30 protein-coding genes are annotated in these 25,827 nt (G+C 62.4%); 23 read left to right on the top strand and 7 right to left on the bottom strand.

Going from position 1 to position 25,827, the window contains the following annotated elements:
- Positions 1 to 15 precede the first annotated feature (15 nt).
- Genes ACODNH_RS16225 through ACODNH_RS16205 form a run of 5 tightly spaced genes read left to right on the top strand, consistent with a single transcriptional unit; the run spans position 16 to position 5,246 of the window.
- A complete protein-coding gene (locus ACODNH_RS16225) occupies positions 16 to 918 on the top strand; it encodes an ABC transporter ATP-binding protein (protein WP_306706003.1) in 903 nt (300 codons plus the stop codon).
- Positions 919 to 2,793: a PrsW family intramembrane metalloprotease gene (locus ACODNH_RS16220; RefSeq protein WP_306706001.1), complete on the top strand. Its 1,875-nt coding sequence runs from the start codon at positions 919 to 921 to the stop codon at positions 2,791 to 2,793.
- Complete coding sequence (locus ACODNH_RS16215) at positions 2,786 to 3,874, top strand: ABC transporter permease (protein ID WP_306705999.1); 1,089 nt, start codon at positions 2,786 to 2,788, stop codon at positions 3,872 to 3,874. The genes ACODNH_RS16220 and ACODNH_RS16215 overlap by 8 nt, the downstream gene beginning before the upstream one ends.
- 43 nt (positions 3,875 to 3,917) lie before the next feature.
- Complete coding sequence (locus ACODNH_RS16210) at positions 3,918 to 4,895, top strand: aldo/keto reductase (RefSeq protein WP_306705994.1); 978 nt, start codon at positions 3,918 to 3,920, stop codon at positions 4,893 to 4,895.
- Positions 4,896 to 4,952: 57 nt separating this feature from the next.
- Positions 4,953 to 5,246: a hypothetical protein gene (locus ACODNH_RS16205; protein ID WP_306705991.1), complete on the top strand. Its 294-nt coding sequence runs from the start codon at positions 4,953 to 4,955 to the stop codon at positions 5,244 to 5,246.
- 7 nt (positions 5,247 to 5,253) lie between these two features.
- Here the strand turns inward: ACODNH_RS16205 and ACODNH_RS16200 are convergent, their stop codons facing one another.
- The gene (locus tag ACODNH_RS16200) at positions 5,254 to 5,754 is read right to left on the bottom strand and encodes a macro domain-containing protein (RefSeq protein WP_306705989.1); all 501 of its coding nucleotides are present in this window, start codon (positions 5,752 to 5,754) and stop codon (positions 5,254 to 5,256) included.
- Between the two features lie 119 nt (positions 5,755 to 5,873).
- On the opposite strand from ACODNH_RS16200, the gene ACODNH_RS16195 reads away from it, so the two are divergent.
- The 13 genes from ACODNH_RS16195 to ACODNH_RS16135 all read left to right on the top strand — a co-directional run bounded on the left by ACODNH_RS16195 (position 5,874) and on the right by ACODNH_RS16135 (position 13,436).
- Positions 5,874 to 6,578, top strand: a complete 705-nt coding sequence (locus ACODNH_RS16195; RefSeq protein ID WP_306705987.1) for a YqjF family protein — start codon at positions 5,874 to 5,876, stop codon at positions 6,576 to 6,578.
- A 21-nt stretch (positions 6,579 to 6,599) separates the two neighbouring features.
- Complete coding sequence (locus ACODNH_RS16190; RefSeq protein ID WP_306705985.1) at positions 6,600 to 7,274, top strand: DUF2071 domain-containing protein; 675 nt, start codon at positions 6,600 to 6,602, stop codon at positions 7,272 to 7,274.
- 80 nt (positions 7,275 to 7,354) lie between these two features.
- On the top strand, positions 7,355 to 8,740 hold the full coding sequence (locus ACODNH_RS16185; RefSeq protein WP_434530574.1) for a response regulator: 1,386 nt from the start codon (positions 7,355 to 7,357) through the stop codon (positions 8,738 to 8,740).
- A 36-nt stretch (positions 8,741 to 8,776) separates the two neighbouring features.
- Positions 8,777 to 9,571 carry an HAD-IIA family hydrolase gene (locus ACODNH_RS16180; RefSeq protein WP_306705975.1) on the top strand — a complete coding sequence of 265 codons (795 nt, stop codon included), beginning with the start codon at positions 8,777 to 8,779 and terminating at the stop codon, positions 9,569 to 9,571.
- 66 nt (positions 9,572 to 9,637) lie between these two features.
- A complete protein-coding gene (locus tag ACODNH_RS16175; protein WP_306705970.1) occupies positions 9,638 to 10,228 on the top strand; it encodes a DJ-1/PfpI family protein in 591 nt (196 codons plus the stop codon).
- A 182-nt stretch (positions 10,229 to 10,410) separates the two neighbouring features.
- On the top strand, positions 10,411 to 10,638 hold the full coding sequence (locus tag ACODNH_RS16170; protein ID WP_306705968.1) for a zinc ribbon domain-containing protein: 228 nt from the start codon (positions 10,411 to 10,413) through the stop codon (positions 10,636 to 10,638).
- 2 nt (positions 10,639 to 10,640) lie between these two features.
- Positions 10,641 to 10,811: a hypothetical protein gene (locus ACODNH_RS16165; RefSeq protein ID WP_306705963.1), complete on the top strand. Its 171-nt coding sequence runs from the start codon at positions 10,641 to 10,643 to the stop codon at positions 10,809 to 10,811.
- 155 nt (positions 10,812 to 10,966) lie between these two features.
- The gene (locus ACODNH_RS16160; protein WP_306705958.1) at positions 10,967 to 11,215 is read left to right on the top strand and encodes an MTH865 family protein; all 249 of its coding nucleotides are present in this window, start codon (positions 10,967 to 10,969) and stop codon (positions 11,213 to 11,215) included.
- Positions 11,216 to 11,344: 129 nt separating this feature from the next.
- Complete coding sequence (locus ACODNH_RS16155) at positions 11,345 to 11,494, top strand: hypothetical protein (protein ID WP_004515676.1); 150 nt, start codon at positions 11,345 to 11,347, stop codon at positions 11,492 to 11,494.
- Positions 11,495 to 11,576: 82 nt separating this feature from the next.
- A complete protein-coding gene (locus ACODNH_RS16150) occupies positions 11,577 to 12,269 on the top strand; it encodes a metal-dependent transcriptional regulator (protein WP_434530573.1) in 693 nt (230 codons plus the stop codon).
- Positions 12,266 to 12,973 carry a TMEM165/GDT1 family protein gene (locus ACODNH_RS16145; protein WP_434530572.1) on the top strand — a complete coding sequence of 236 codons (708 nt, stop codon included), beginning with the start codon at positions 12,266 to 12,268 and terminating at the stop codon, positions 12,971 to 12,973. The genes ACODNH_RS16150 and ACODNH_RS16145 overlap by 4 nt, the downstream gene beginning before the upstream one ends.
- A 64-nt stretch (positions 12,974 to 13,037) precedes the next feature.
- On the top strand, positions 13,038 to 13,280 hold the full coding sequence (locus ACODNH_RS16140) for a hypothetical protein (protein ID WP_434530571.1): 243 nt from the start codon (positions 13,038 to 13,040) through the stop codon (positions 13,278 to 13,280).
- An 18-nt stretch (positions 13,281 to 13,298) separates the two neighbouring features.
- Positions 13,299 to 13,436 carry a hypothetical protein gene (locus ACODNH_RS16135; protein ID WP_434530570.1) on the top strand — a complete coding sequence of 46 codons (138 nt, stop codon included), beginning with the start codon at positions 13,299 to 13,301 and terminating at the stop codon, positions 13,434 to 13,436.
- Between the two features lie 74 nt (positions 13,437 to 13,510).
- Here the strand turns inward: ACODNH_RS16135 and ACODNH_RS16130 are convergent, their stop codons facing one another.
- The 3 genes from ACODNH_RS16130 to ACODNH_RS16120 are packed head-to-tail and all read right to left on the bottom strand — an operon-like array spanning position 13,511 to position 16,373.
- On the bottom strand, positions 13,511 to 14,485 hold the full coding sequence (locus ACODNH_RS16130; RefSeq protein WP_306705951.1) for a metal ABC transporter permease: 975 nt from the start codon (positions 14,483 to 14,485) through the stop codon (positions 13,511 to 13,513).
- Positions 14,482 to 15,285: a metal ABC transporter ATP-binding protein gene (locus ACODNH_RS16125; RefSeq protein ID WP_434530569.1), complete on the bottom strand. Its 804-nt coding sequence runs from the start codon at positions 15,283 to 15,285 to the stop codon at positions 14,482 to 14,484. The genes ACODNH_RS16130 and ACODNH_RS16125 overlap by 4 nt, the downstream gene beginning before the upstream one ends.
- A 2-nt stretch (positions 15,286 to 15,287) precedes the next feature.
- Complete coding sequence (locus ACODNH_RS16120) at positions 15,288 to 16,373, bottom strand: metal ABC transporter substrate-binding protein (RefSeq protein ID WP_434530568.1); 1,086 nt, start codon at positions 16,371 to 16,373, stop codon at positions 15,288 to 15,290.
- Between the two features lie 154 nt (positions 16,374 to 16,527).
- Here ACODNH_RS16120 and ACODNH_RS16115 point away from each other — a divergent pair, with 154 nt between their 5' ends.
- The 3 genes from ACODNH_RS16115 to ACODNH_RS16105 all read left to right on the top strand — a co-directional run bounded on the left by ACODNH_RS16115 (position 16,528) and on the right by ACODNH_RS16105 (position 21,691).
- Positions 16,528 to 17,118 (top strand): winged helix-turn-helix transcriptional regulator, encoded by a 591-nt coding sequence (locus ACODNH_RS16115; RefSeq protein WP_434530567.1) that lies wholly within the window; start codon positions 16,528 to 16,530, stop codon positions 17,116 to 17,118.
- Positions 17,119 to 17,247: 129 nt separating this feature from the next.
- Positions 17,248 to 19,884, top strand: a complete 2,637-nt coding sequence (locus ACODNH_RS16110; RefSeq protein ID WP_434530566.1) for a heavy metal translocating P-type ATPase — start codon at positions 17,248 to 17,250, stop codon at positions 19,882 to 19,884.
- 52 nt (positions 19,885 to 19,936) lie between these two features.
- Positions 19,937 to 21,691 carry an ABC1 kinase family protein gene (locus ACODNH_RS16105; RefSeq protein WP_434530565.1) on the top strand — a complete coding sequence of 585 codons (1,755 nt, stop codon included), beginning with the start codon at positions 19,937 to 19,939 and terminating at the stop codon, positions 21,689 to 21,691.
- 34 nt (positions 21,692 to 21,725) lie between these two features.
- Here the strand turns inward: ACODNH_RS16105 and ACODNH_RS16100 are convergent, their stop codons facing one another.
- Entirely contained in the window at positions 21,726 to 23,252 is a 1,527-nt protein-coding gene (locus ACODNH_RS16100; protein ID WP_434531447.1) for a cryptochrome/photolyase family protein, read from the bottom strand.
- Between the two features lie 170 nt (positions 23,253 to 23,422).
- Between ACODNH_RS16100 and ACODNH_RS16095 the strand changes: the two genes are divergently transcribed.
- Entirely contained in the window at positions 23,423 to 23,995 is a 573-nt protein-coding gene (locus ACODNH_RS16095) for a halocyanin domain-containing protein (RefSeq protein WP_434530564.1), read from the top strand.
- Positions 23,996 to 24,017: 22 nt separating this feature from the next.
- Here the strand turns inward: ACODNH_RS16095 and ACODNH_RS16090 are convergent, their stop codons facing one another.
- The gene (locus ACODNH_RS16090) at positions 24,018 to 24,320 is read right to left on the bottom strand and encodes a DUF7521 family protein (RefSeq protein WP_434530563.1); all 303 of its coding nucleotides are present in this window, start codon (positions 24,318 to 24,320) and stop codon (positions 24,018 to 24,020) included.
- Positions 24,317 to 24,679 (bottom strand): winged helix-turn-helix domain-containing protein, encoded by a 363-nt coding sequence (locus ACODNH_RS16085; RefSeq protein ID WP_306705920.1) that lies wholly within the window; start codon positions 24,677 to 24,679, stop codon positions 24,317 to 24,319. The genes ACODNH_RS16090 and ACODNH_RS16085 overlap by 4 nt, the downstream gene beginning before the upstream one ends.
- Before the next feature lie 316 nt (positions 24,680 to 24,995).
- On the opposite strand from ACODNH_RS16085, the gene ACODNH_RS16080 reads away from it, so the two are divergent.
- Positions 24,996 to 25,814: a halocyanin domain-containing protein gene (locus tag ACODNH_RS16080; protein ID WP_306705918.1), complete on the top strand. Its 819-nt coding sequence runs from the start codon at positions 24,996 to 24,998 to the stop codon at positions 25,812 to 25,814.
- The last annotated feature ends 13 nt before the right edge of the window (positions 25,815 to 25,827 follow it).

Below are 25,827 nucleotides of genomic sequence, written 5' to 3'. Positions count from 1 at the left end.
ATAATCAATCGGCAGATGATTGACGCCCGTGATATTCGGAAGGAGTACGGCGGTTTCGTCGCTGTACAGGGCAGTTCGTTTTCGGTCGACCGCGGCGAAGTGTTCGGTATCATCGGGCCAAACGGGGCCGGCAAGACGACGACGCTGAAGATGCTTGCGGGCCTGCTGGAGCCAACGAGCGGCTCCGCCGAGATAGCGGGGCTCGATACTGAAACCGCGGAGATGCGCCAGCAGCTGGGCTTTCTGCCCGAGGAATCACCGCTGTACGAGGAGATGACGCCGATCTCCTACCTGAAATTCTTCGCCGATCTGTACGACGTGGACCCAGATGTGGCCGAGGAACGGATGCACGACACGCTGGACGAACTGGAACTCGAACACCGCGACCGGAAGCTCGGCGACATGTCCAAAGGAATGAAACGGAAGGTCGCCATCGCCCGCTCCCTTATCAACGATCCCGACGTGCTCATCTACGACGAGCCGGCGTCGGGGCTGGATCCGCTGACGACGAACTACGTCATCGAGTTCACTGAACAGTTAGCGAAGGAGGGCAAAACCATCGTTTTCTCGGCGCATAACCTCTTTCACGTCGAATCGATCTGTGACCGGGTCGTCATAATGAACGAAGGGGAGATCGTCGCTCGCGGCGATCTCGACGAACTCCAAGCCGAGTACGGCCACACGCGGTATCACGTCTACACGACAGTCGACGTGCCCGACGCAGTGCAGGAGAACGGATCGTACAAGCGGGTCGTCGAGAGCATGGACGCCGTCGAAGCAACGCGGGAACAGGCGGAGTCAAACGGCGGTGATGTGGTGGACATACGGACGGAAGAGTCCAGTCTGGAGGAGGTGTTCCTCAACGTCGCCGAGGCCGGCACTCGCGGCACGCGGTACGTCGAGGAGGACGCGGAGTAGATGCAACTGGATAAGCTCCTGCGTGTTGCGAGGTGGGAGGTGACAAAAAACGCTGGTGGCGTCGACAAGCGAACCATCGTCGTGATGGCGCTTTCCCTCGTTGCGATGGGGGCGGTCGCAGCAATAGCCGTCAGTGGTGGCACCGGTGCGGGGATGGACGACGGCATCTACCGGATCGGCGTTGACGACGACAGTCCGTACTACGGCGTCGCAGCCGATGACTCGACGTTCGATATCCGTGAGCCAGACCCTGCTGCCGTCGAGCGACACCAACAGGAACTCCTGTACCGGGGGACCCAGCTACAGAGCGTTCCACGGACGGCCAAAGAGCGGGCCGCACTCACTGAACTCCGCGACAGCACGGCGCAGTACAACGACCGTACACTCGCTCAGGATGACAACCAGACCGCCGCCTTCCCCGTTTCTGTGACGCTTGTCTACGAGCAACAGTCGGGAAGCAGTCAGCTTGACCCCCGGAGTGACGACAGCAGCGATGGGTCGAGTTCCTCGGACGGCAGTGAGACAAGTACCGGCGGCAGTGGTGACGGTTCGGACACGGGCGGTTCTGGTGGGTCAGCCGCGAGCGGCGGGGGTGACGGCGGAACCGCCGGCGGCAGCGGTGCGAACCTCGGCGCTATCGGCGCACGATTGACCGGCGACGTGCAGGGCGGCACCCCCTCTGACATTTCGCCGCCGTTCCCCTTCGAATCGCTCGTGCTCGCTTTCCTCTACATCGTGCCGATGAACTTCGTCATCCAGGCCTACGGCTCATCGATGCTCTCAGAACGGTTGAACCGCCGCGGTGAACTCCTGCTGGTGACGCCAGCCTCGCGGGGCGACATCATCGGCGGCAAGACGCTTCCGTACCTCGCGGGCGCTGTCGGGGTGGCGACGCTCATCACCGCTGCGCTGCGGTTCGGGAACATCGCGCCGGCAGGGAGTTATGTCGCGGTGCTGGCAGTGATCCCGCTCGTCGTTCTCTTCCTCTCGGCGACGTTCTGTGGGGCGATGTTCGCCCGCTCGTTCAAGGAACTCACCTTCGTAACGGTGACGATAACGGTGACGCTGACATCCTACGCGTTCGTCCCGGCCATCTTCACCGACGTGACACCGATCGCGCTCATCTCGCCGCTGACGCTGGTCGTGCTCGACCTGACTGGCCAGTCGGTCGGGCTCTCGTCGTTCGTTTTCTCGACGGTCCCGCCGCTGCTGACTGGACTGGTGCTATTCGGTCTGGGAGCCGGTCTCTACCGGGAAGAAGATATGTTCACTCAGCGGCCGATTCCGCTGAAAGTGCTCGATGCGCTGGCCGGTGGTATCAACTCCCGCCGGAGCGCGCTGAAGATGAGTATCGTCCTGTTGCCACTGGTCATCGTCGCCGAACTGGCAGCCATCGCGTTCCTGTTCGTCCTCGATTCGGTGTCGCTGAACGTCTTCGGGACGAACCAGTCGCTCGGTATCGTGCTGGTGCTCGGCGTCATCGTCATCATCGAGGAACTGGCAAAGAGCCTGCACGTCTACGCCGGCTACGAGCACGCCCGTTACGAGCGGACGCTCTGGTCGGCACTCGGCATCGGTGCGCTCTCCGGACTCGGCTTCTTCATCGGGGAAAAAGGGATGCTTATCGCTAGGCTCTCAGACCTGGAAAGTCTCCCCATTGGAGAAGCCGCTCTGCAGGGCGCAACGTTGCCCGCCGGCCTGCCGCTGTGGGTTGCTGGGCTCCTGTTCCTGCTTCCGCTGGCGTTGCACACGGTGACGGCGGCCATCTCATCCGTCGGCGCGAGTCGCGGGCGACGGGCCTACGTCGCTGCGCTAACCGTGGCTATCGTGATTCACTTTGCCTACAACTTCACGGTGGTGAGTACCCTTGTCTGAGGACCGCCCCCTCTGGCGCGACCCACGGGTCGTCGTGGCCCGGCGGGACATCCGGTCGCTCTCCCGCGAGAAAACGATCGTGCTGGCGTTGCTCATTCAGCTATTCGTCGCGGGGTTCTCATCGTTCCTCGTCGTCGGTCTCACGTCGCTGTACGACCCAAGCTCGGTCGCAGCCGGTGAGGTGGAGATGGCCGTCACCGGCGATGCCCGCGAGGAACTGGAGGCCGCGGCCGCTGAACAGGACGGGACCAGCGTCACGGCCTTCGAAAACGAGGCCGCCGCACAGCGGGCGTTCGACCAGCGTCAGGTAGATGCAATACTGCGCGGTGAGTACGTGCCGTCGACACGCGGGCCGGGGGAGCAGATACAGGTCACTGCCGTTGTCCCCGAGGGAAGCATCCGGTCGACGCTCATCGTCGTCGAAGTACGCCGGGTCCTCAGCGGCTTAGAGCGCCAGGAGCGACTGGAGCGGACGCCGTATCTTGACAAACCGCCCGTACCGCTCCCAGACACTGTCAGCGCGAGCCAGTACTTCGGGTTCACCTACACCATCCTGATTCCGCTGTTGCTGTTCCTCCCGCCGTTCATCAGCGGCTCGGTGGCCGTCGACACCGTCACCGAGGAGATCGAGCGCGGGACGATGGAACTGCTCCGTGTGGCCCCGGTGTCGCTGCTTGACATCATCGACGGGAAGGCGCTCGGGATGGTGTTGCTTGCCCCCGCACAGGCGCTCATGTGGCTTGCGCTGCTGTCGACGAACGGTATCGCCGTCTCGAACCCGGCGGCGATTCTGCTATTCATCACGGCAGTCACCGTCGTCGTTGTGACGCTCGGGGTCGTGCTGGGCATCACGCTCCAGAACCGTCGCCCGGCGCAGCTGCTGTTCTCGGTGCTTACCCTCGTGCTCTTTGGCGGAGCCGTGCTCCTCCCGGAACACCCGGCAACGACGGTGGCGAAGCTTGCGGTCGATAGTCCAACCCTACTGACCTACAGCCACGTCGGCGGGGCGGTCCTGCTTGCGGTCGCCGGCTACGCCGCCGCCAGAGTGTACATCGGGCGATTCGCAGCTGAGTCACTGTAACCGACGGCGAACCTTTTTCGCCAGCGCGAACGCGAACCTGAGTATGGAGTACACGACACTCGGGTCGACTGGCATGGAGGTCAGCCGGCTCTGTCTGGGCTGTATGAGCTTCGGAACCTCGGAGTGGCGCGACTGGGTGCTCGACGAAGACGAGAGTCGCGAGGTTATCGAGCGGGCCATCGACCTCGGCATCAACTTCTTTGACTCGGCCAATATGTACTCGATGGGCGAGTCCGAGCGCGTCCTCGGGACCGTCCTCGACGACTACGACCGCGACGGGCAGGTCGTGGCGACGAAAGGGTACTTCCAGATGGACGAGGACAACCCCAACTCCGGGGGGCTCTCGCGGAAAGCCATCGAGCAGGAACTGTCGAACTCGCTGGACAGGCTCGGAATGGACACCGTCGACCTCTATCAGATCCACCGCTGGGATTACGACACGCCCATCGAGCAGACGCTCCGGGCGCTGGACGACGCCGTCAGACGGGGCCAGGCGCGCTACGTCGGCGCGTCGTCGATGTGGACCCACCAGTTCGCAGACGCGCTTCGGACGAGCGAACGCGAGGGGCTGGAACGGTTCGAGACGATGCAGAACCACTATAATCTGCTGTACCGCGAGGAGGAGCGCGAGATGCTGCCGCTGTGTGACAAAGAGAACGTCGGCGTCATCCCGTGGAGTCCGCTGGCCCGGGGCTATCTCACCCGTCCACACGAGCAGGTCGAGGAGACGGTCCGAGGTGAGACGGACGATTACGCCCGCGAACACCCCTACTACGAGGGCAACGGCCGTGAGGTCAACGAGCGCGTGCAGGAACTGGCCGACGAGTACGACGCCTCAATGGCACAGATAGCGCTGGCCTGGGTGCTCGACAAGGAGTGGGTTGACGCACCGATTATCGGCACGAGTAGCCTCGAACACCTTGAAGAAGCCGTGGCGGCGCTCGAAATAGACCTCTCGGAGAGCGACGTGGAGTGGCTGGAAGCCCCCTACGAGCCAGTTCGGGTATCAGGCCACGAGTAAGCCGCCGAAACGGTTAATATGTTGTATGATTAATTGCTAGCTTGAGGAAAGGTAACAATGACCAACGCTCGGGGGCCGAGCAGTGAGACACTTGAGGAGACGACGGACAGTAGCACCTGCGTCTGCTCGATAGGCACCGCGGTCGAACACTACATGACCGGGATACTGGGGCTCGTCGCGACGCTTGTCGTCGGTGTGCAGGCGTATCCGTGGCTTCAGTCTGCCGCCGATACCACAGCGTATCTCGGGTCGACGTGGCTGGTGTTTAGCCTCGCCGCCATATGGCTCGTCTGCTGGATCGCACTGGAAGTCGCCTGGGAATGGCGTGCCGGGCGCGTGCACTTGCTGTAGCGGACAGTCAGTCGCGAACGCCAGCCGCGACTCGTTGCATCCCTTCGAAGTCGTCGTCGGAGTAGGCGATGAGTCGCACGTCTGTCATGGAGTCAGGCTGGTACTCGTCGATAACAGCGCAGATGATGCTGATCCCCTCCTCGAAGTCGAAGCCAGCGATGCCACACCCGATGGCCGGGAAAACGACTGACTCACAGTCCAGCGCGTCCGCCTCCGTCAGTGCGTTTCGGGTTGCGTTCCGGATGCTCTCGGCAGTCGACTGGCCGCCCGGTGGCATCGCGGCGGCGTGGATGACGTACTCAGCGTTGAGGTCATAGGCGTCGGTCGTGGCAACACCACCGAGGTTGACCGGCCCTTTCGCGACGGCCTCGTCGTTCAGGCCCGACCCAGCTGCGCGCTTGAGCGCTCCGGCAACGCCGGAGCCCATTCGTAGGCTGGTGTTCGCCGCGTTGACCAGTGCGTCCGCCGACTGTGCAGCGATGTCGCCCTGGATTACCTCGAACTCCATACGCGATGCTGGGAGTGGGACTGACAAAGTTTTAGTGCCGGTGCGGCCGGCCACTTCTGTTGGTATCTGTCACCGCACCCCACGACAGGCAGAAACCGGTCTAGTCCCTACAGATAGACATGGACCTGCTGACGATGACATGGCGGGACGTGGGGTTCATGCACTGGCCAGTCGAGCCTGACAGTGTCCAGAGGACACTGCCGGACGGGCTCGATGTCGACACGTACGACGGGCAGGCCTGGCTCAGTGTGGTCCCATTCCAGATGGCGGACATCAGACCGCGCGGCAGTCCGATCGGGCGGTCCTTCGGCGAGCTAAATCTCCGGACCTACGTGATCGCCGACGGGACGCCGGGGGTGTACTTCTACAACCTTGACGCCGACGACCGTCTCAGCGTGACGCTGGCCCGGCGGCTGTTCCAGTTGTCCTACTACCAAGCGTCGATGCAGGTCCGGACAGGCGGCGACAGCGTCGAGTTCCGGAGCCGTCGAACCAGTTCACGGGCACCGTCGGCGGATTTCCACGCCACCTACGAGCCGACTGAGCCGCCGTCGACACCCGAACCGGGCTCTGTGGAGTCGTTCCTGGTGGAGCGGTACCGCTTCTACGCCGCGAGTGACAACGGGACGGTGTATTACGCCGACATCGACCACGAACCGTGGCCGCTCCAGCGTGGACAGGCAGATATCCAGACAAACGGTCTGTTCGCCGCGTCGGGGTTCGACAGACCCGACGGCGACCCACTCGTCCACTACTGCGCCGAGATTCCGGTGACTGCGGGGCGGCTCCACCGGCTTGACGGGGTCGCCCAGTACACTGATTAGCGTGTCGGCCCCAGTGAGGATGTGGTTGCCCTCCGTCCGCTACAGGTCCCGTTAGACGACGTGTGCTTCTGTCACTGGCCGGTCTCCGAAGCAGCGGTGCAGGCGGCAGTCCCCGACTGGCTCACCGTTGAGACGACCGACGGCGACGCCTGGGTGTCGGCCGTTGTGGCAACTGTCGACCGCGTCGAGACGTTTGGTATCGAGGTCGCTGGGCCGTCTGAGTTGCTCACGGTTCGGACCTATGTCCGCGGCCCGACCGGTCAACGCGGGGTCTGCGTGCTCGGGTTGTTCGGTGACGACAGGCGGACGGCGACAGCGGTCTCGGAACTGTTTCGCATCACGGTTGGTGATGCTGTCCCGCGAACGCTCCCGACGGCCGACCGCCGACGTGTCCTCGACGCTGGCGACCGCCGGTTGTTCGAGTGTCGGTACACGACTGATGGTGAACCAGTAGCGATTCCACCGGACTCGCTGGCCTCCTTCCTCGTCGACCGGCAGCGTTACTTCACAACGGGGCGCTTTGGGACACAGCTCGTGGGCAGCGTCGGCCATGACCCGTGGCGACTCGACCGTGTTGACGCAACTGTAACCGGCTCTATGCTCAAATTGTTTGATATATCAGCCTGTAACTCGGCCCCACTGGTCCATCACAGTCCTGGCCTCCGCGTTTCGATTGCCCCACCGGTACCGCTTTAGCCGGGACCAGCGGGCAACCTAGCTCCCTTGAAATATAAGTACGGACAGACCGTTTGGGGAACAAGGACCCTGCCGCCCATATGACATCTGAAACTAATATACGAACGCTTGTTGTTGACGACAGCGATTTTTTCGCGGAGATGACCGCTGATACGCTCACGCAACAACACGGCATTGAGTCCGTCGCGGCAAACAGCGCTGCGGAAGCGCTGGAACGGCTCGACGGGGGCGGGTTCGACTGCGTCGTCAGTGACTACGAAATGCCCGAAATGGACGGGCTGGAACTCCTTGAGGAGATCAGAGAGACAAACCCGTCTATCCCGTTCATCCTACTGACCGGGCGTGGGGACGAAGAGACGGCGAGCGCTGCTATTGCGGCGGGCGTCGCCGATTACCTCCTGAAGCTCGAAGTCGTCGAAGACAAACAGTACGGTCGGCTGGCAAACCGGATCCAAAACGTCGTTTCGCAGGAACGTACCCGCAAGAAGTTCGAGTCACTTGTTTCGGACTCACCGGACGGTATCGTCCACCTGACGACGGACGGAACCATCCTCTCAGTGAATCCCTCGATGGCACGCAGACTGAGTGCCGACCCTGATGCGCTCGTCGGCCAGAAACTGAGCGCAGTGATGGACAGCGAGGCGGCCAGCCAGCGTCTCGAAGCCGGGAAAAGCGCGGTCGAAAACGGGACCGCGACACGCTCTGAGGACGCCGTCGGCGGCCGACATTATCACAATCAGTATATCCCCGTCGACAGCCATCGCAAGTCAGATACCTTCCAACTGGTCTCACGCGATATCACTGAACGTGTCGAACGCCAGCGCGAACTGGAACGCCAGAACGAGCGACTCGAAGAGTTCGCTAGCGTCGTCAGTCACGACCTGCGGAACCCGCTGAACGTCGCTCAGGGCGCTGTTGACCTGCTCACGGAGCCAGACGATAGCGAGGAGGCCGAACTGGTCGCCAAGATCGACCGGTCGCTGGACCGGATGGGCTGTATCATTGAGGACGTACTCACGCTGGCACGGCAAGGCCAGACAGTCAGTGACCCACAGGAGACGGAGCTGTCAACGCTGGCGTCGACCGCGTGGACTTGGATCGAGGCGGAACAGGCCTCCATGTCGGTCGAATCGAGTACGAAACTCGCCGCCGACAGCGGGCGCGTCCAAGACCTGCTGGCGAACCTGTTTCGGAACGCCATTGAACACAACGACGGCGACGTCGAAATAATGGTCGGACTACTGGACTCCGGCGACGGCTTCTACATCGCAGACAACGGCGAAGGTGTCGAAGGCGACGCTGATGACGTGTTCGAGATGGGCTATTCCTCGACGAAGGACGGGACTGGATTCGGTCTAGCTATCGTCGAGCAAGTGGCTGAGGCCCACGACTGGGAAGTGTCACTGGTCGAGAGCGAGAGCGGCGGGGCGCGATTTGAAGTGACAGGCGTCGAACTGTACAACTGAGACGGACTTTTCACTGCCGGGTTCCGAGTAGTGGTAATGACAGTTTCGGGGGCTATCATCGACCTGGACGGAACGGTATACCACGGAGACACGCTGTTGCCGGGTGCGGCGTCGGCAATTGATGTGTTCAGAGAGTGCGGCCTGGGAATCTGCTTCTTCTCGAACAACCCTATCCACGACGGGAGCGAGTACGTCGAACGACTACGGGGGATGGGTGTCGACGCCCGCGAGGGCGAGGCCTGTTCCTCCGGCGTCGTCACTCGCGAGTACCTCAACACGTCCCATGCGGGTGACGACGTGTTCGTCATCGGGAGTGACCCGCTCCGCAATATGGTCATGGGGACAGAGGCACAACTGGTCGAAGACCCTGCCGAGACTGACGTGTTACTGGCCTCCTGGACGGACGGCTTCCACTACCACGACATGGTCGACGCGCTTCGGGCCGTCGACGACGACACCGTCTTCCTCGGGACTGACCCGGACCGGACGTTCCCTGGAGAAGACGGCGCCCCCGTCCCCGGTTCCGGGGCGATAATCAACGCCGTCGCCGGCGTCATCGAGCGGGATCCAGACCGGATACTCGGTAAACCATCAGAGATTGCCGTTCAGGCGGCGCTGGAACGGCTGGACTGTGCCCCGGCAGAGTGTGTTATCGTCGGCGACCGACTGGAGACAGATATCGCGATGGGCGAGCGGAACGGGATGACGACCGTTCTCGTCCGGACTGGCGTCTCCAACGAGAAGTCGCTGGAGCGGAGCGCTGTGACGCCCGACTACGTCATCGACTCGCTGGGGGACATCGAAGAAGTGCTGGCGTCGCTCGACGCGTGACACAGAGTTGGTAATTCACCTGCGACTTTATTTTGACGGCGACTGTAGCTTTCAGTGGTGTTTCCAATGGGCAAAGACATCCTCATGATCGCCGGCGATTTCGTCGAAGACTACGAAATAATGGTGCCGTTCCAGGCGCTGCAGATGGTTGGCCACGAGGTCGACGCGGTATGTCCCGACAAAGCGGCCGAAGAGACAGTCAAGACAGCGATACACGACTTCCGCGGCGACCAGACCTACATGGAGTCCCGCGGCCACGACTTCGTCCTGAACGCGACGATGGCCGACGTGACACCCAGCGACTACGACGCACTCGTCGTCCCCGGCGGTCGCGCCCCCGAGTATCTCCGGACGTATGACGAGGTGCTAGACGCGGTACAGCACTTCTTTGCAGAGGACAAACCGGTCGCAGCGTTGTGTCACGGGCCGCAGATTCTCGCCGCCGCCGACGTACTGGACGGCTACGAGATGACGTCGTACCCGGCCTGTCGCGCCGAGTGTGAGGCTGGCGGGTGTTCGTGGGTCGACGAGGTGGTCACCGACGGCAACCTCGTCACCGGGCAGGCCTGGCCCGACCACCCCGAGTGGCTTGCGCAGTTCATGGCCCTGCTCGGCGACGAGGTGTCCCACGGCGAGCCGATTCCCGCTGACGACTGAGGTCACACAGTTTTGGAGGGATTCATAACAAACAAATAACGTGGGCGTTTCCCTCCGTTGAGGCGGGTGGGAACTGGCATAGTGCACCATTACGTTCGCCCGCCTCGTTTTACAGCGGTCATCGTAACTCTCGACAGGGTAGCACCAGATTTGTTACACAGGGGCACAAAACGTCGACTGCAATGCCCTCCAACACTTCACCACAGGACGGCGACCGCGGCTGTCCGAAGTGTGGTCACACCGGCACTGACGTGGGTAGCATCTCGACCACGGGCGGCGGCCTCTCGAAGATGTTCGATATTCAGACCAACCAGTTTCAGGTCGTCACGTGTACAAACTGCGGCTACTCGGAGCTGTACCGTGACACCGGGTCTGGCGGGAGCGACCTGGCAGACATCTTCCTCGGCTAACGATGCCTGCCACGACCGGGCTGTTCCTCGTAGTCATGTTGCTCGCGGTGGCCGCACCGCTGGCCCTGTACGCGCTGGTCCGAAGCGAACACGACCAGCACGTCGAGACGGACCGTGAGACTGCCGAACGGCTTGCCCGGCGCGATACGGACGACGAAAGTCGAGTCCGGTGAGTTACCCGGGCCCGTCGCGTTGGGGTCGGGGTGAGTCGTTCATACATCGGCACAGCACCACGTCCAGAACATCGCACTCCTCGAATAAACTCCAAACAATGGGAAAGTGTACCGATGTCGAACCTTTTATCATAATACTCGCACAACGTCCGACCATGGTTGACAAAGAAGACCTCCGCTCACAGTTCGTTGATGCGTTCGGGGAAGCAGACTATCCGATTTCCAGTCCGATGGACCTCGTCCCAGCACTTCCGGGCGGCCCGTCGACGAAGTTCGAGTCTGGCGACTTCTCGATGACAGCGATGGAACTGAACACGAAGCTCAACGGGGAGTTCCCATACGAGAGTGTCGACGACTTCGTCGACGACGTCATGGCTTCGCTCGAAGATCAGGACCTCATCTGAGCGGGCCACACTGGCTCCCGGCCGCTTCACTGGTTTCGCGAGATAACTCGTGAGAGCCTCGGACGAACGAGTCGGTAGCCGTTCCCACATATCCTTGAGGTTTATCAGGGCAACGTCCCTAGTCAGTACATGGTCGGTTTGCCGGGGATCGAGACGCTCGTTCGGACATTCGGACCGTTTCTCATCCCCGCAACGCTGTTCGTTCTGGGTGCCATCGGCTATCTGTTCCTGTGGCTCCTGACCCGGAACCGACGCGAAACCTACGCTGCCGACGAGTGACAGCGGTGGGTTGGATGTGGTCGTCGCGCACAAGTTTGTTGGAATCGCCAATCTTTTGGGTTAGATCCGTCTAATTTGGTGTATGCTGAGTGCCAAGATGGAGGATTATCTGAAGGCCATCTATCGCCTTGAGCGGGACGGCGACCCGCCGATTGCTCCGTCTACTATCGCCGAGATGCTGGACGTTACGGCACCGACGGTCACCAGTATGGTCGAGAAGCTGGCTGACCGCGGGCTGATCGAGCGCGAGAAGTACAAGGGCGTGCAGACAACGCCGGAAGGCGAGACGGTGGCGCTGGAGATTATCCGCCACCATCGCCTGCTTGAGACGTTTCTCACCGAGCAGTTGGGGTACGACTGGGCCGAGGTCCACGAGGAAGCGGAGGTGCTCGAACACCACATCAGCGAGGAGTTCGAGCGCCGGGTCGCGGCTGTCCTCGACGAACCTGAGTTCGACCCCCACGGCGACCCGATTCCCAGCGACTCGCTGGACCCCATCGACGACGACTCCGCGACGGCGCTGTCAGAACACGGCGAAGGGGGGCGACTTGAAGTTGCACGAGTCCGGGACCGTGATCCCGACGAACTCACGTATCTCTCCGACGCCGGCATCACGCCGGGGACCGTGCTGACTGTCGAGGAAGTCGCTCCCATCGGGATGGTGACGGTCCAGCTCGAGAGCGGGTCGTCAGTGTCGCTTCCGGACCACATCGCCGATGCGATTCAAGTCCGTGCCCCGGATATGCAGAGCGAAGACGGAGTGAGTCAGGCGTGAGCGACGCGACGTGGCTGACAGTAGTTGCGATAGCGGCCGGTGCACAGCTCGCGGTGCTCCCCGGCGAGAAAGTCCAGTTCATCATCGCCGGCCTGTCGACGCGGTTCAATCCGTTTCTCGTCGTCAGCGCCGCAGGCAGTGCCTTCGCCGGCTGGACGGTGCTGGAGGTCTGGTTTGGCTCCGCAATTACGTCGATACTGCCCGGAATCGTCCTCGAAAGCCTCACCGCCGGGATGTTCCTGCTGTTCGCGATACTACTGCTTCGCAGTGCCCCGGCAGCGGGGGCAGAGCAACAGGAGCCCGCGTCCGGCTTCACCACTGACGGCGGACAGCTAGACGTTCGCGTTCCCGTTGTCGACTGGCAAGTGCCGAACAAACTCGGCGGCTTCCTGCCCATCTTCGCGATGATGGCCTTCGGCGAGTTCGGCGACAAGACCCAGCTCATTACAATCACGCTCGCCGCCCAGTACAGCGCCCACGCCAGCGCTATCTGGACCGGTGAGATGCTCGCCATCATTCCAGTGAGCCTCGCCAACGCGCTGTTCTTCCACCGGTTCGCCCACCGTTTCAACCTGCGGAAAGCGCACTTCGTCGGCGCAGGGCTGTTCCTGTTTTTCGCCGCGGACTTCGCCCTGAGCGTGACGATGGGAATCTCGCTGTGGGAAACGATGGTCTCGTCCATCGCGGCGCAGATGGGTGCCTGAGACGAACGGCCTGGCTGATTTGAGCGACAGAAGACTTTTGCAAAACGCCCGACAGTACCGGATAATGCCCTCCAGACGTAGCCTTCTCACAGCAGGAACACTCGTTGCACTCTCGGGCTGTGCAGCACTCAGTCCTGCGAGCGCTCGACTCGCCGGCGTGCGGCTAACGAACACCGGTTCGGCGACACAAGAGTTCGAATTCACAGTCACGGTCGACCGCAAAACGGTGTACGAGGAGACACATACTGTCAGGGCTGCGGAGGACGGTGCAACCGTGGAACTGGACGATTCGCTTCCGGACAGATAGGGCACGATAACGATCGCGATGACCATCGCCGGGACCGATATCTCGGAGGAGACGACGTTCGACGACGACAACTGTTACGACGTCATTGTTGAGTACACCGGTGACAACGTCGTCCACTGGCAGAGCGGGAGCAGCGACTGTGATGCATTCCAGTGACTCGCCCAGAGGCCAGCGTTTAGTCGCCAGCAATGGCTCTCAGTCGCGACCAGCGAACCCACTAGGGTCGTTGTTCAGTCCTGGCTGATGCTGTCGAGTTCCCGCGTCTCATCCGGAGCGCCCGTCTGTCGGACTTTCCCGGCAAGGACCGAGAGGACGTAGATCCCCACTGCGACGAGAACGATGACGCCGCCGGCTGTCGCACCGGCGTAGTACGAGATACCGATGCCGATCAGGACGGCCAGTTCGGCCAGTACAATCGAAACTAGCAGCGATTCCGAGAAGCTCCGGGACACCTGCGTCGCGCCGGCGACCGGGACGACCAGCATGGCCGCGACGAGGATGACGCCCATGATCTGCATCGCACCGACGACGACGAGCGCCGTCAGCATCACCATAATCCGGTTGTACCAGGCGACCGGCAGTCCGGAGACGGCGGCGGCGGTCTCATCGAACGTGACGTACAGCAACTGGTTGCGGGTGAGTGCGACCGTTGCGACAATGACGCTGAACAGCCCGAGCATGATGACCGCGTTCTCGGCGGACACCGTCGAGAGGTTACCAAAGAGGTACTGATTGATACCGACGGCCAGACCACCGGCATTGAGGCTGATGAGGACCGTCCCCAGCGCGAACCCCGTCGAGAGGACAATCGCCATCGACACGTCGTTGTAGGCGTCGGTTGCCTCAGAGATGAGTTCGATGAGCAACGCCGCGATAACGGCCACGACGACGGCGGTGAGGTACGGCGAAATGCTCAGTTCAAGAACGGCATTGAGAAACAGCCCGACAGCGACGCCGGCAAAGGCCGTGTGGGCGAGTGCGTCCCCGATGAGGGCGAGCTGGCGGTGGACGAGAAAGGTCCCGATAAGCGGCGCGATGACGCCGACGCACAGCCCGACCAGTATCGCCCGGTACATGAATGTGTACTCGGGGTTGATGAGCTCCAGCCCGGTCAGATGGTAGAGCTGTGTCAGGAGCAAGTACCACAGTTCCAAGATCGGGACGAACGCCTCGTAGACACCGCCGGCGGCAACCGCGAGCGTCATCGGTTACCTCCGGTCAGCGACCGCGCACCTGTCCCGAACGCTCTGGACAGCGCCGCGCTGTCGGTGAATTCCGCCGACGGCCCGTCGAAGTATATTTCGCGGTTCAGGCAGATGACGCGCTCCGCGTGTTCAGTGACGGCTTGGAGGTCGTGTTCGATGAGCAGGACGGTAATACCGTTGTCGTGGAGCGATTCGAGCAGTCCGTAGAAGGCGTCGACCGATTCAGTGTCCACGCCGACGGTCGGCTCGTCCAGAACGAGCAGGTCGGCCTCACCCGCCAGCGCCCGGGCGATGAACGCGCGCTGGCGCTGCCCGCCGGAAAGCTGTGTGATTCGCCGGTCGGCGAACGCCGACATCCCGACCGTGTCGATGGCCCTGTCGACGATACGCCAGTCGGCCGCGGAGAGACGCCCGAACCCGACGTGTGGGAACCGGCCCATCTTCACCACTTCGCGGACCGTTATCGGCATCTCTCGGCTCGTCCCGGCACGCTGTGCAACGTAGCCGACTCTGGCTCCGTCGTCGAACGCCGTCGCGTCGACGCCAAACAGCTCTGCAGTCCCGCTGTCCGGTTCCAGAAGCCCGAGCAGCAACTGCATGAGCGTCGACTTGCCGGACCCGTTTGGGCCGACCACGGCGACGTACTCTCCGGCATCGATACTGACACTGATATCTTCGACAACGGGCGTGGACGTGTACCCGAACGACACGTCTGCGAGCTCAACGACGGAGGGCCCGCTCTCGTTTGATTCGGTCGTTGCTTCGTCAGCACCGTCTCGGTGGGATGAACGCGTTGTCATTTTCATTCGAAGTTCCGCCAGTCCTCGCTCCAGCCGTCGGGCCCCGCGTCTTCAGGTGCCGTGTTGCCCAGAACAACCTCGAACGTCGGCATGTTTATTCGGTAGGCGATTTCCTCGTACCCCCAGCCGTTTGCGACCCACTCCTTACGGACGCCAGCATACGGTGTCACAGGGTAGTAGGCTTTGACTGGTGTCTCGGCAAGTAGCTGCTTTGCAGGCTTGCGCGTCTCGAAGACGCCGGCCCCGATGTACCGGATGTCGTTATCCGCGATGACTTCTTTTGCCTCGGTGATGTCCGTGGGCTTCACATCACCACTGGCCGCGAGATTGACCACGAGTGGGCGCATCTCAACGCCGTAACGCGATCCGATGTACTGGAAGGCGTTGTGCGCCGCGAGCTGAACCACGTTCCTGTCGGCCCGGTCGAAAATATCGGCGTAGTCCGCGTCGATGCGGTCGAGAACGTCCGAGTTGTACGTCTCGGCGTTGTCCCGAAGCGTGGCTTCGGCGTCCGGTGCGAGCGCGACCAGCCCATCGGTGATATTGTCGACCGACTGTTTGGCGCGTTGTGGGTCAAGCCAGAAGTGGGGGTCGCTGGCTCTGTTCTGTCCGACGCCCTCTTCGTCGCGGTCAAGACTCGCCGCGAGTGATTCGAGTTCGATACCCTCGCGGACGTTGATGAGTTCGGTATCGACGTTGTCGTCTTCGAGCGTCTGAATCGCGCGGTCGGCCCACGGCTGGAAGTCTGGGCCGACGTGGATGAACGCGTCCGCGTCGATTATTTCCCGCGTGATGCTAGCGTCCGGTTCCCAGCCGTGGCCGTGCAGTCCGGTCGGGATGAGGTTCTTGACCGTTATCTGCGTCCCGCGTGCGACCTTCCGGGCAAAGTCGTAGAAACTGAAGAACGACGCGACTGCGACCGGTCCGTCCGCATCGCTGGGACTGTCGCTGCTATTCGATCCCGCTTCCGTCCCGCCGCCGGTCAGACAGCCGGCAAAGCCGGACGCAAGAACTCCAGCTCCGGCACTGAGTGCCTGCCTGCGGGTGACTCTATACGGCTTATCGCCACAGAGTTGGTTAGTTTCCATGTGTTGCTTGCTATCGGAGAAGAATATAATAGTTTTCATCTAACTATAGAATTAGACTTGTCTAATCCTTCGAGGCACCCATGCCTGAAATCCGCTCTGTGTCACAGAGACGGGCGGACACAACACATAAGCCGGCGCTCGAAGTTGGTCCGATATGCCCGGACTCGACGACACAGACCACGAAATCCTCCGGTTGCTGCTCGAAGACGCTAGGCGGCCCTACAGTGACATTGCCGAGCGGGTGGACCTCTCGGCCCCGGCAGTCTCCGACCGAGTCGACCGGCTCGTCGAAATGGGACTGATACAGGGCTTTACCGTCGATGTCGACCGTTCACTGTTACAGGCCGGCGTGCCGGTCCTGATCGAGATAGACGCAAAACCGGGTCGGGCTACCGATATCGCCGGAGCGGTCAGCGACGCCGACGCCGTTGAGCGGGTCTATCGGACTGCCGGCGGCCGGGTCGTGCTGGCGGCGACCGTTCCGCAGTCCGACGCGAGCGAACTCCTCGCCGAACACGTCGACCTCGGGGACGTGGACCGCTACGAGGTGCGGATGATTGCGGACAGCGAGTGGACCGTCGGGCTTGGTGCGGCGGAGTTTGCGCCCGATTGTGCGGAGTGTGGCAACACCGTCGATGAAGAAGGTGAGCAACGCACGCTCGACGGAGAGCGGTACTACTTCTGCTGTGGGTCCTGTGCAGAGCGGTTCGTCGACCAGTACGAGTCACTGAAAGATGGTGCCTGAACCACGACACCTCCTTTTGATTGCTGACTTTCCGGCGGCATGAGTTTGGATATCGACCTGATAGTCTATTTTGAGATTTGAATCGAAGGGACAAACCGCATGAATAAGGGGGGCGTAGAGTAAGACAAGATGAGTAACCGGACCACTCGGCTCGAACTGACGGGGATGAGCTGTGCCAACTGCGCGGGCACTATCGAGGAGTCGGTAGGCGAGCTGGACGGGGTCTCGTCCGTCGACGCGAACTACGCCACCGACGAGGGGAGCGTCGAGTACGACCCTGACGTGGTGTCACTGGCCGATATCGTCGCCGCCGTACAGGACGCCGGCTACGGCGTCGCAACGGAGACGGTGACTATCGGCATCACCGATATGTCGTGTGCGAACTGCGCAGAGGCCAACGAGGAGGCGCTGGAAGGGACCGCAGGCGTCATCGACGCCAGCGTGAACTACGCCACCGACGAGGCCCAGGTCACGTACAACCCGGCCGACGTGTCGCGTTCAGACCTCTACGACGCTATCGAATCTGCCGGCTACACCCCCGTAAGGGAGAACAGCGGGAGTGCAAACGGTGGGGACGGCGACAGCGGTGAGCAGTCCGGCGCTGACCGCCGTGCTGCCGCGCGCAACGAGGAGACGCGCAGACAGCTCCGACTCACGCTGTTCGGAGCGGTACTGTCGGCCCCGCTCTTGCTGTTCATGGCGGACCACCTGTTCTCGCTCGGCCTCGTTGGCCAGACGATTCTAGGCGTGCCACAGGGCTGGGTTGCCTTCGCGCTGGCGACGCCGGTCCAGATACTGCTTGGCAGGCCGTTCTACGAGAACGCCTACAAGGCGCTGGTCAACAACGGCCGGGCGAACATGGACGTTCTCATCGCCCTGGGTTCCTCGACAGCGTACGTCTACTCAGTGGCTGCGCTGTCCGGACTGATTGCGAGCACGGGGTTGTACTTCGACACGGCCGCGCTGATCCTCGTGTTCATTACGCTCGGTAACTATCTCGAAGCCCGCTCGAAGAGTCAGGCCGGGGCCGCCATCCAGCAACTGCTTGAGATGGAGGCTGACACGGCAACGGTCGTCCGTGACGACGGCAGCGAGGAGGAGATCCCCATCGACGAGGTCGGGGTCGGCGACCGGCTGAAGGTCCGGCCCGGAGAGAAGATTCCGACGGACGGCGTCGTCATGGACGGCGATTCGGCGGTCGACGAGTCGATGGTGACCGGCGAGTCCGTCCCGGTCGAGAAAGGCGAGGGCGATGAGGTCATCGGCTCGACGGTGAACCAGAACGGTGTCCTCGAAGTCGAGGCGACGAAGGTCGGCTCGGAGACGACTATCCAGCAGATAGCAGAGCGGGTCCGGCAGGCCCAGTCGCGCCAGCCGGACATCCAGAACGTCGCCGACCGCATCTCGGCGTACTTCGTCCCGGCAGTCATCGGTAACGCCGTCCTCTGGGCGGTGCTGTGGGCGGTCGCGCCGGAGACGCTGGCCGCCGTCGTTGACGCGCTCCCGCTGTGGGGGCTCGCTGCGGGCGGCCCGGCCGGCGTTGGCGTCTCCGAGTTCGCGGTCGTCGTGTTCGCCTCCGCTGTCCTGATCGCCTGTCCCTGCGCACTCGGGCTGGCAACGCCCGCTGCGACGATGGTCGGAACAGCAATCGGCGCGCGCAACGGCGTCCTGTTCAAGGGCGGCGACGTGCTCGAACGCGTCCACGAGGTCGACACTGTCGTCTTCGACAAGACGGGAACGCTGACGAAAGGCGAGATGGAACTCACGGATGTGGAAGTCGTCGGCCCTGCCGCGGACGGCGGGGCGCTCAAGCCCGAGCGCGAACGGACCGAGGCGTTCGTCCTCGAAGTCGCCGCAAATGCCGAACACGCCAGCGAGCATCCGCTGGCCGAGGCCATTGTCGACGGCGCACGCGACCGCGGTATCGAGGTCGACGACCCCGACGAGTTCGAGAACGTCCCCGGACAGGGCGTGAAAGCGACGACGCGTCACGGTCACGTCCTCGTCGGCAACCGGAAACTGCTGTCCGAGGCCGGTGTCGACACCGCGCCGGCAGAGGAGCAGATGGACGCCCTCGAACGCGAGGGCAAGACGGCGATGCTAGTCGCGCTGGCCGAGGATGCGGATGGTGACGGCACCGAGGGCGACAGCGACCCGGACTACCGTCTCATCGGTATCGTCGCCGACGCGGACACGGTCAAGGAGTCCGCGAAGACCGCCGTCAGCGGCCTGCGCGAACGCGGACTCGGCGTCTGGCTCATCACCGGTGACAACGAGCGGACTGCCCGCGCCGTCGCCGAGGAGGTCGGTATCGACCCCGACAGCGTGATGGCCGACGTACTGCCGGAAGACAAGGCCGACGCGGTCGACGACCTTCAGAGCGACGGCGACCAGGCGATGATGGTCGGTGACGGCGTCAACGACGCGCCGGCGCTGGCGGCCGCGACCGTCGGTTGTGCCATCGGCTCGGGGACCGACGTGGCGATCGAAGCCGGGGACGTGACCCTGCTTCGGGATGACCCCGCCGACGTGGTGAAGGCCATCCGGATATCCGAGGCCACGCTTCAGAAAATCAAGCAGAACCTCTTCTGGGCGCTCGGGTACAACACCGTGATGATTCCGCTGGCCTCGCTGGGACTCCTCCAGCCGGCACTTGCCGCCGCGGCGATGGCTGCCTCGTCCGTGTCGGTGCTCGCAAACAGCCTCGCGTTCCGCCGATACACGCCGGATTCAGCGTACCGGCTGTTTGGCTTCCTCCGTCGCTGAGTGGGGACCGTCTCCAGCAGACTCATTTGTCGCCGGGCCTCATCTACGAACAGTGACTGCTGAGGAGCGTGTCGCCGACGAACCGACGGGAGGGACAGTGTCACAGCCGGGCGGTGTCGGCGTCAGGCTCCGGGCGCTCTGGCGGGCGCTCGTCATCGTCTGGCAGTTCGTCCCGCTGCTCTGGCAGTGGGGCCGGGACCGGAAACGGTTCCTCCTGTTCGGTCGGTCCCGGTCAGTGGCCCCCGAGACGCGGACGCGGCGCGCCCGCTACCTGAAAGACACCTTTGTCGACCTCGGCCCGGCGTTCATCAAACTCGGGCAGATGCTCTCGACCCGGCCCGACGCCCTGCCGCGGGCGTACGTCGACGTGCTCTCGGAACTGCAGGACAACGTTCCGCCGGACGCCTGGGCGACCATCGAGCCAGTCATCGAACGGGAACTGGGCGACGATATTGACACGCTGTTCGGGGCGTTCGACACGACCGCCATCTCCGGGGCCTCGCTTGGGCAGGTGTACGAGGCGCAGATCGACGGCAAGCGGGTCGCTGTGAAGGTGCTCCGACCCAATATCAGGACGCGTGTCGAATCCGACCTGCGCGTGCTGTCGACGCTGCTGCCGGTGCTCACCTACGGCGCGGACCCGGGCCAGGCGTTCACGCTGGAAAATCTCACCGAGGAGTTCGCAACGACTGTCCGCCGGGAAATGGACTACGGCCACGAGGCGCGAATGCTCCGCGAAATCGGCGACAACTTCGCAAACGACGACGACATCGCCATCCCGGATGTCGTCGAGAGTCATTCGACGGACCGCGTACTGACGATGACATACCTCGACGGGGTGAAAATCGACGACGTGGAGCGGCTGGACGAACTCGACATCGACCGTCCAGCGCTCGTCCGCCGCCTCGAAGAGGTGTACATCCAGATGATCGTCGAGGACGGCCTCTTCCACGCCGACCCCCATCCCGGTAATCTGGCGGTCCAGCCAGACGGGACGCTCGTCTTCTATGATTTCGGGATGACTGGCTACCTCGGTCCCCGAACACAGGACCAGCTGCTTGAGTTCTACGTCGGACTGGCGACCGACGACGTGGACCGCGTGATGGACGCTTTCGTCGAGATGGGCGCGCTGGACCCGATGGCCGACCGCGACGTGATGCGGGAAGCGTTCGACATCGTCATCGAGCAGTTCCGCGGCGAGGATATCAGTGAGTACCGCATCGAACAGCTCGTCGGCCAGTTCGAGGCGCAACTGTACGAGTTCCCGATGCGACTGCCACAGGACCTGGCGCTGGTGGTCCGTGTGACAACAGTACTTGAGGGCGTCTGTCGGACGCTCGACCCCGAGTTCGACTTCATCGAGATCATCTCGGAGTACGTCATGGAGCAAGGCGCCGGGGACGACGTTCGGGAGCAGATCAAGACAGAAATCCAAGAGACGGTGACGGACGGGACCCGGTCAGCGGTGCGAGCAGCGCCGAAGCTAGAGGGCGCACTCGACAGAGTCGAGCGCGAAGAACTGCTTGTCAAGACCGTCCTGGAAGACTCCGACGGACTGAGCCGGGTGCTCGCCAAGCGGCTCCTGCTCGGTATCGTCGCTAGCGCCGGCGTGCCGGTGAGTGCCTATCTCTACACCGTGAGCGGACTCCAGCCTGCTGCCCTCGCACTGGGCGGGAGCGCGGTCGTGATCGGAATTCTCGCTTGGTCGTTCCGCCGACGCCGCGGGCCGGCACTGTCCTCGCCACAGTTCACCCGTCACGAGATGCAACAGCGGCAGGCAACTGACGCCGCGGACGGAGACGAGTAACCAGTGCCTACGGTCTCCCACGAGACAGCGGCGCTCAGAGTTCGCCTTCGGCCGCCATTTTGCGGATCTCTTCGGCCCGGTCACGTATCTCCGTGAGTTCCTCGTCGCCTTTGTTGTCGACGTGGCTGTACATCAGTCCCATCCGGTGGCTCGACCGAAGCGTGTCTTCGTTGCGGTCGAGGAAGTCCCAGTACAGCGCGTTGAACGGGCAGGCTCCGTCGCCGGTGGTCTTCGTCTTGTAGTACGGACAGCCCGAGCAGTAGTCGCTCATCTTGTCCACGTAGTTCGCCGAGGAGGCGTAGGGTTTGGTGGCGAACACGCCCGCGCCGTACAGCCCCATCTCGACGACGTTTGGCGTCGTCACCCAGTGGAAGGCATCGACGTAGCCAGCGTGGAACCAGCGGTTCAGCTGTGCCGGCTCAACGCCGTAGATGAGGCCGAAGTTCGCGAGAATCATCAGCCGCTCGATGTGGTGTGAATACCCCCGCTCCCGGACTCCGTCCACCACGTCGGAGAGACAGGCCATGTCGGTGTCGCCGTCCCAGTAGAAGTCCGGTAGGGCCTCGCTCCCGTTGAGCTGGTTCGCCTCGGCTAGGTCCGGCATCTCCCGGCGGTAGACGTGCCGGAGGAACTCACGCCAGCCAAGCACCTGTCGGATGAACCCCTCGACACTGTTCAGCGGCGCGTCGCCGTCCTCGTAGGCGGCGATAGCGCGCTCGATGACCTCGTCGGGACCGAGAAGTCCCAGATTGAGCGACGTGGAAAGCAGGCTGTGGCTCATCGCCCACTCGTCGTCCAGCATCGCGTCCTGATACGAGCCGAACTCCGACAAGCGGTTCGTGATGAAGTGGTCCAGCGCGCGGACGGCCTGCCGGCGAGTGACGGGCCAGCGGAACGGCTCGGGGTCGGTCCAGTCACCGCCGTACGGCCGCTCGTCGTAGCTTCCCTCGAACGTCGAATCGACCCACTCGATAACGTCCTCGGTCACGGCATCCGGCTCGAACCGCGGTGGCTCCGGTGGCGTCCACTCGTCGGGTGGGGTCTCACGGTTCTGGTCGTCGTAGTTCCACTCGCCGCCGACGGGGTCACCGTCCGCCATCAGGTAACCCGTCTCCCGGCGCATGAACCGGTAGAAGTCCTCGTGACGGTAGCGACCGTCGCCACGCCACTCGTCGAACTGGGATGGTGAGCAGAGAAAGCGTTCGTCGGCGACAAACTCGACGGTTCCGCCGGCATCGGCGACAACCGATTCGAGACGCGCCTGTGCAGACTCAGTCTGTGGACGGTGGGTTACGAGCGTGTCGTCAGGGTGGGCCTCAAAATGTGCCGTCAGTCCGTCCTCGAAGCTCTCTGTCTGGTGGTAGTGGACTGTTCGGCCATCGTCCTGAAGTTCGTCGCGGAAATGCCGCATTGCACTGAACAGCAGAATCAGCTTGTGTGGATGGTACGGTAGTTTGCGGGCGAACGACTCCGATTCTATCAGAAGCACCGGTTCGTCAGGCCGTTGAGCGACGGGTCCAGATCGCCGGATGAGGTGGTCACCGCGAAGCCAGACAGTCATCGGTAGACGGACACTCCCATTAGTTCCAGTACGGACCTGTATCAGCATCAATCCCCGTCCGAACTGTGTTGGTATCCCGGGACAGCAGGGCGGTCAAAACCTCAATAATTGTTTCTTGACAAGCGACAGAAACGACTCGCTTATACGTGCACAGTCATAACTTTAAATGCATGACAGACGACCTCGACAGACGGACGTTCATCCGCACGACGGCGGCCGTATCAGGCGCTGGACTCCTTGCTGGCTGTGGCGGGTCCGGCGGCGATGGTGGCGACGGCGAAACGGAAGCCGAAGAGATGGAGGCCACCGGAGGCGATGAAATGGAGTCCACCGAGGCCGAGGAGATGGACACCGAGGGCAGCGGTGGAATGGAGACTGTCGAAGCGCCGGGCGAGGTCGCGGACTACGTCGGCGAATCGTCGAACTTCGATGGCTCCATGGTCGTGATGACCGACCAAGACGAGGTCTCCGTCTCTGTTGGGGCCGAAGGCAACGGCGGCGCATTCGCCTTCGATCCGCCGGCAATTAACGTCTCGACCGGAACGACGGTCGTCTGGGAGTGGACCGGTCAGGGGGCCGGCCACAACGTCAAGTCCGAGGGCGACGGCCCGCTCGACTCGGGTTCAGCTGTCTCAGAGGAAGGAAACACCTACGAGTACACGTTCGAAGAAACCGGCACCTACCTCTACAACTGTGTCCCGCACAAGGCGCTCGGGATGGTCGGCGCAGTCGTCGTCGAATAACGGATAGCTGTCCGGCAGATTTTTATTGGGTCACCAGCGCGGAGCGACTGGTGACGTACAGCGAATACGCGATGACCGCGAAGCCGACCGCGGTGAGCGCGTTCTCGAAGATCAGTGCAGCGTTGGTACTCAGACCGAACAGCTGGTCCGCGACGCCGGCGATGAGCGACCCGACAGTAATGGTCGCGAACCCGACGGCGAGATATGTGAGTCCGGTCGCCCTCGTTCTCAACGCTGCGCGAGCGGCAAAGTAAGTAATAAGCCCGCCAAGCAACACTGTCACAGTCTTGAATCCGATGACAATGAGTGGGATATCTCCGTTCATAGTTCCTCACTGACGCGTGACCATAGGAGTGCGAGCCGGTCACTCGGCCGTTCCTCAGCCGGCAGAACGTTAACCTCGAGCACGCCATCGTCGTCGACACCGACAAACACACCGTCACAGTCCCGGACGTACGCCGTCGCGTGATGGCCATCGGGACGCACCTTTGTTTCCTCGGCGACCAGCTCAGCCTCACTCAACTGTTCGAGCTTCCGGTAGGTGCTTGTCTGGGGCAGATCACAGACCGAGGCAACCTCCTTGGCTGGCAACGGCTCGTCGAGCACCCTGAGTATGTCGCGACAGTCAGGGTCGGCGAGGGCGTCGAACAGCGCCTGTGTCTTGCTCGAGTCGTTGTGTGCCACGGCGGACCCTTCAGGGGACGTGTGGAGGTAGTTCTGCGGGCGGTTCGATCTCGATATGACGGGCCAGCGATGTGAAACCTGTGGGATATTGCGCCCACGATATCCCGCGGTGCCCCGACAGCCGCTTCCAGTCAGTGTCGGAAACATAAACTACCCTTAGATAAAGGGCGACTGTTTGTTTCCAGAATCTGGAAAGGGCACACCCACTTTTCTATCACCGAATAACAACAACTAGCTTGCTATGCAACGGCCCTCCACTCGCAGACAGTTTCTTACAGGCACAGGGTTGACAGCGCTTGCCGTTACCGCCGGGTGCGTGTCTTCGGGAAGTAGTTCAGAACCAGCAGCCGAAACCGGAACCGAAACCGCGACGGCAACTGAAACTGCGACACCAACCGAAACACCTGAATCGACGCCCGAGTCGCTTGACGACTGGCTTGATGATGCCAACGGCTACGACGGCGAACCCCGCAGGTTCGGCCCCCAGTCCCGGCCAACGATCTGGGTTGGTCAGGAAACGGACGGCGGACTGGCGTTCGACCCGCCTGTCATTGAGGTTCCACCAATGACAACAGTTCGATGGGACTGGACTGGCCACGGTGGCCAGCAGAACGTCGTCGCACTCGATGGTACCTTCGACAGCGGCCGGACAAACGCGCAGTCCGGGACAATGTATCACTACATTTTCGAGGAGACCGGCGAGTATCGCTACGTCTCTGAACCCCATCGCGACGATGGGATGAAGGGTGCGATTATTGTGAAAGAGCCACCGTCCTCAGGTAACGACACTGTCGACGAGTGGCTCGCAGCGGCGAGTAACTTCGATGGCACCATTGCCGACCGTACCGACACTGATACTACAACTGTTACAGTCGGTGCCGAGGGTAATGGTGGTCAGTTCGCATTCGACCCCCCTGCCCTGAAAATATCAACTGAGACGACCGTCCGCTGGGACTGGACAGGTGACGGTGGTCCTCACAATATCGTCTCGAAAGGCGATGGCCCGCTCGACTCGGAACTCGTCACCGACGAGGGGAGTGCCTACGAGCACACCTTCGAGGAAACTGGAACCCACCTGTACTCGTGTAAACCGCATAAGGGCCTGGGGATGAGAGGCGCAATCGTCGTGGAATAGCGTCGGAACCAAC

The organism is Haloarcula sp. NS06, assembly GCF_051122755.1.
GTDB lineage: Archaea > Halobacteriota > Halobacteria > Halobacteriales > Haloarculaceae > Haloarcula.
The sequence above is the reverse complement of the archived record's forward strand: the minus strand, read 5'-3'. Positions and strand labels throughout refer to the sequence as shown.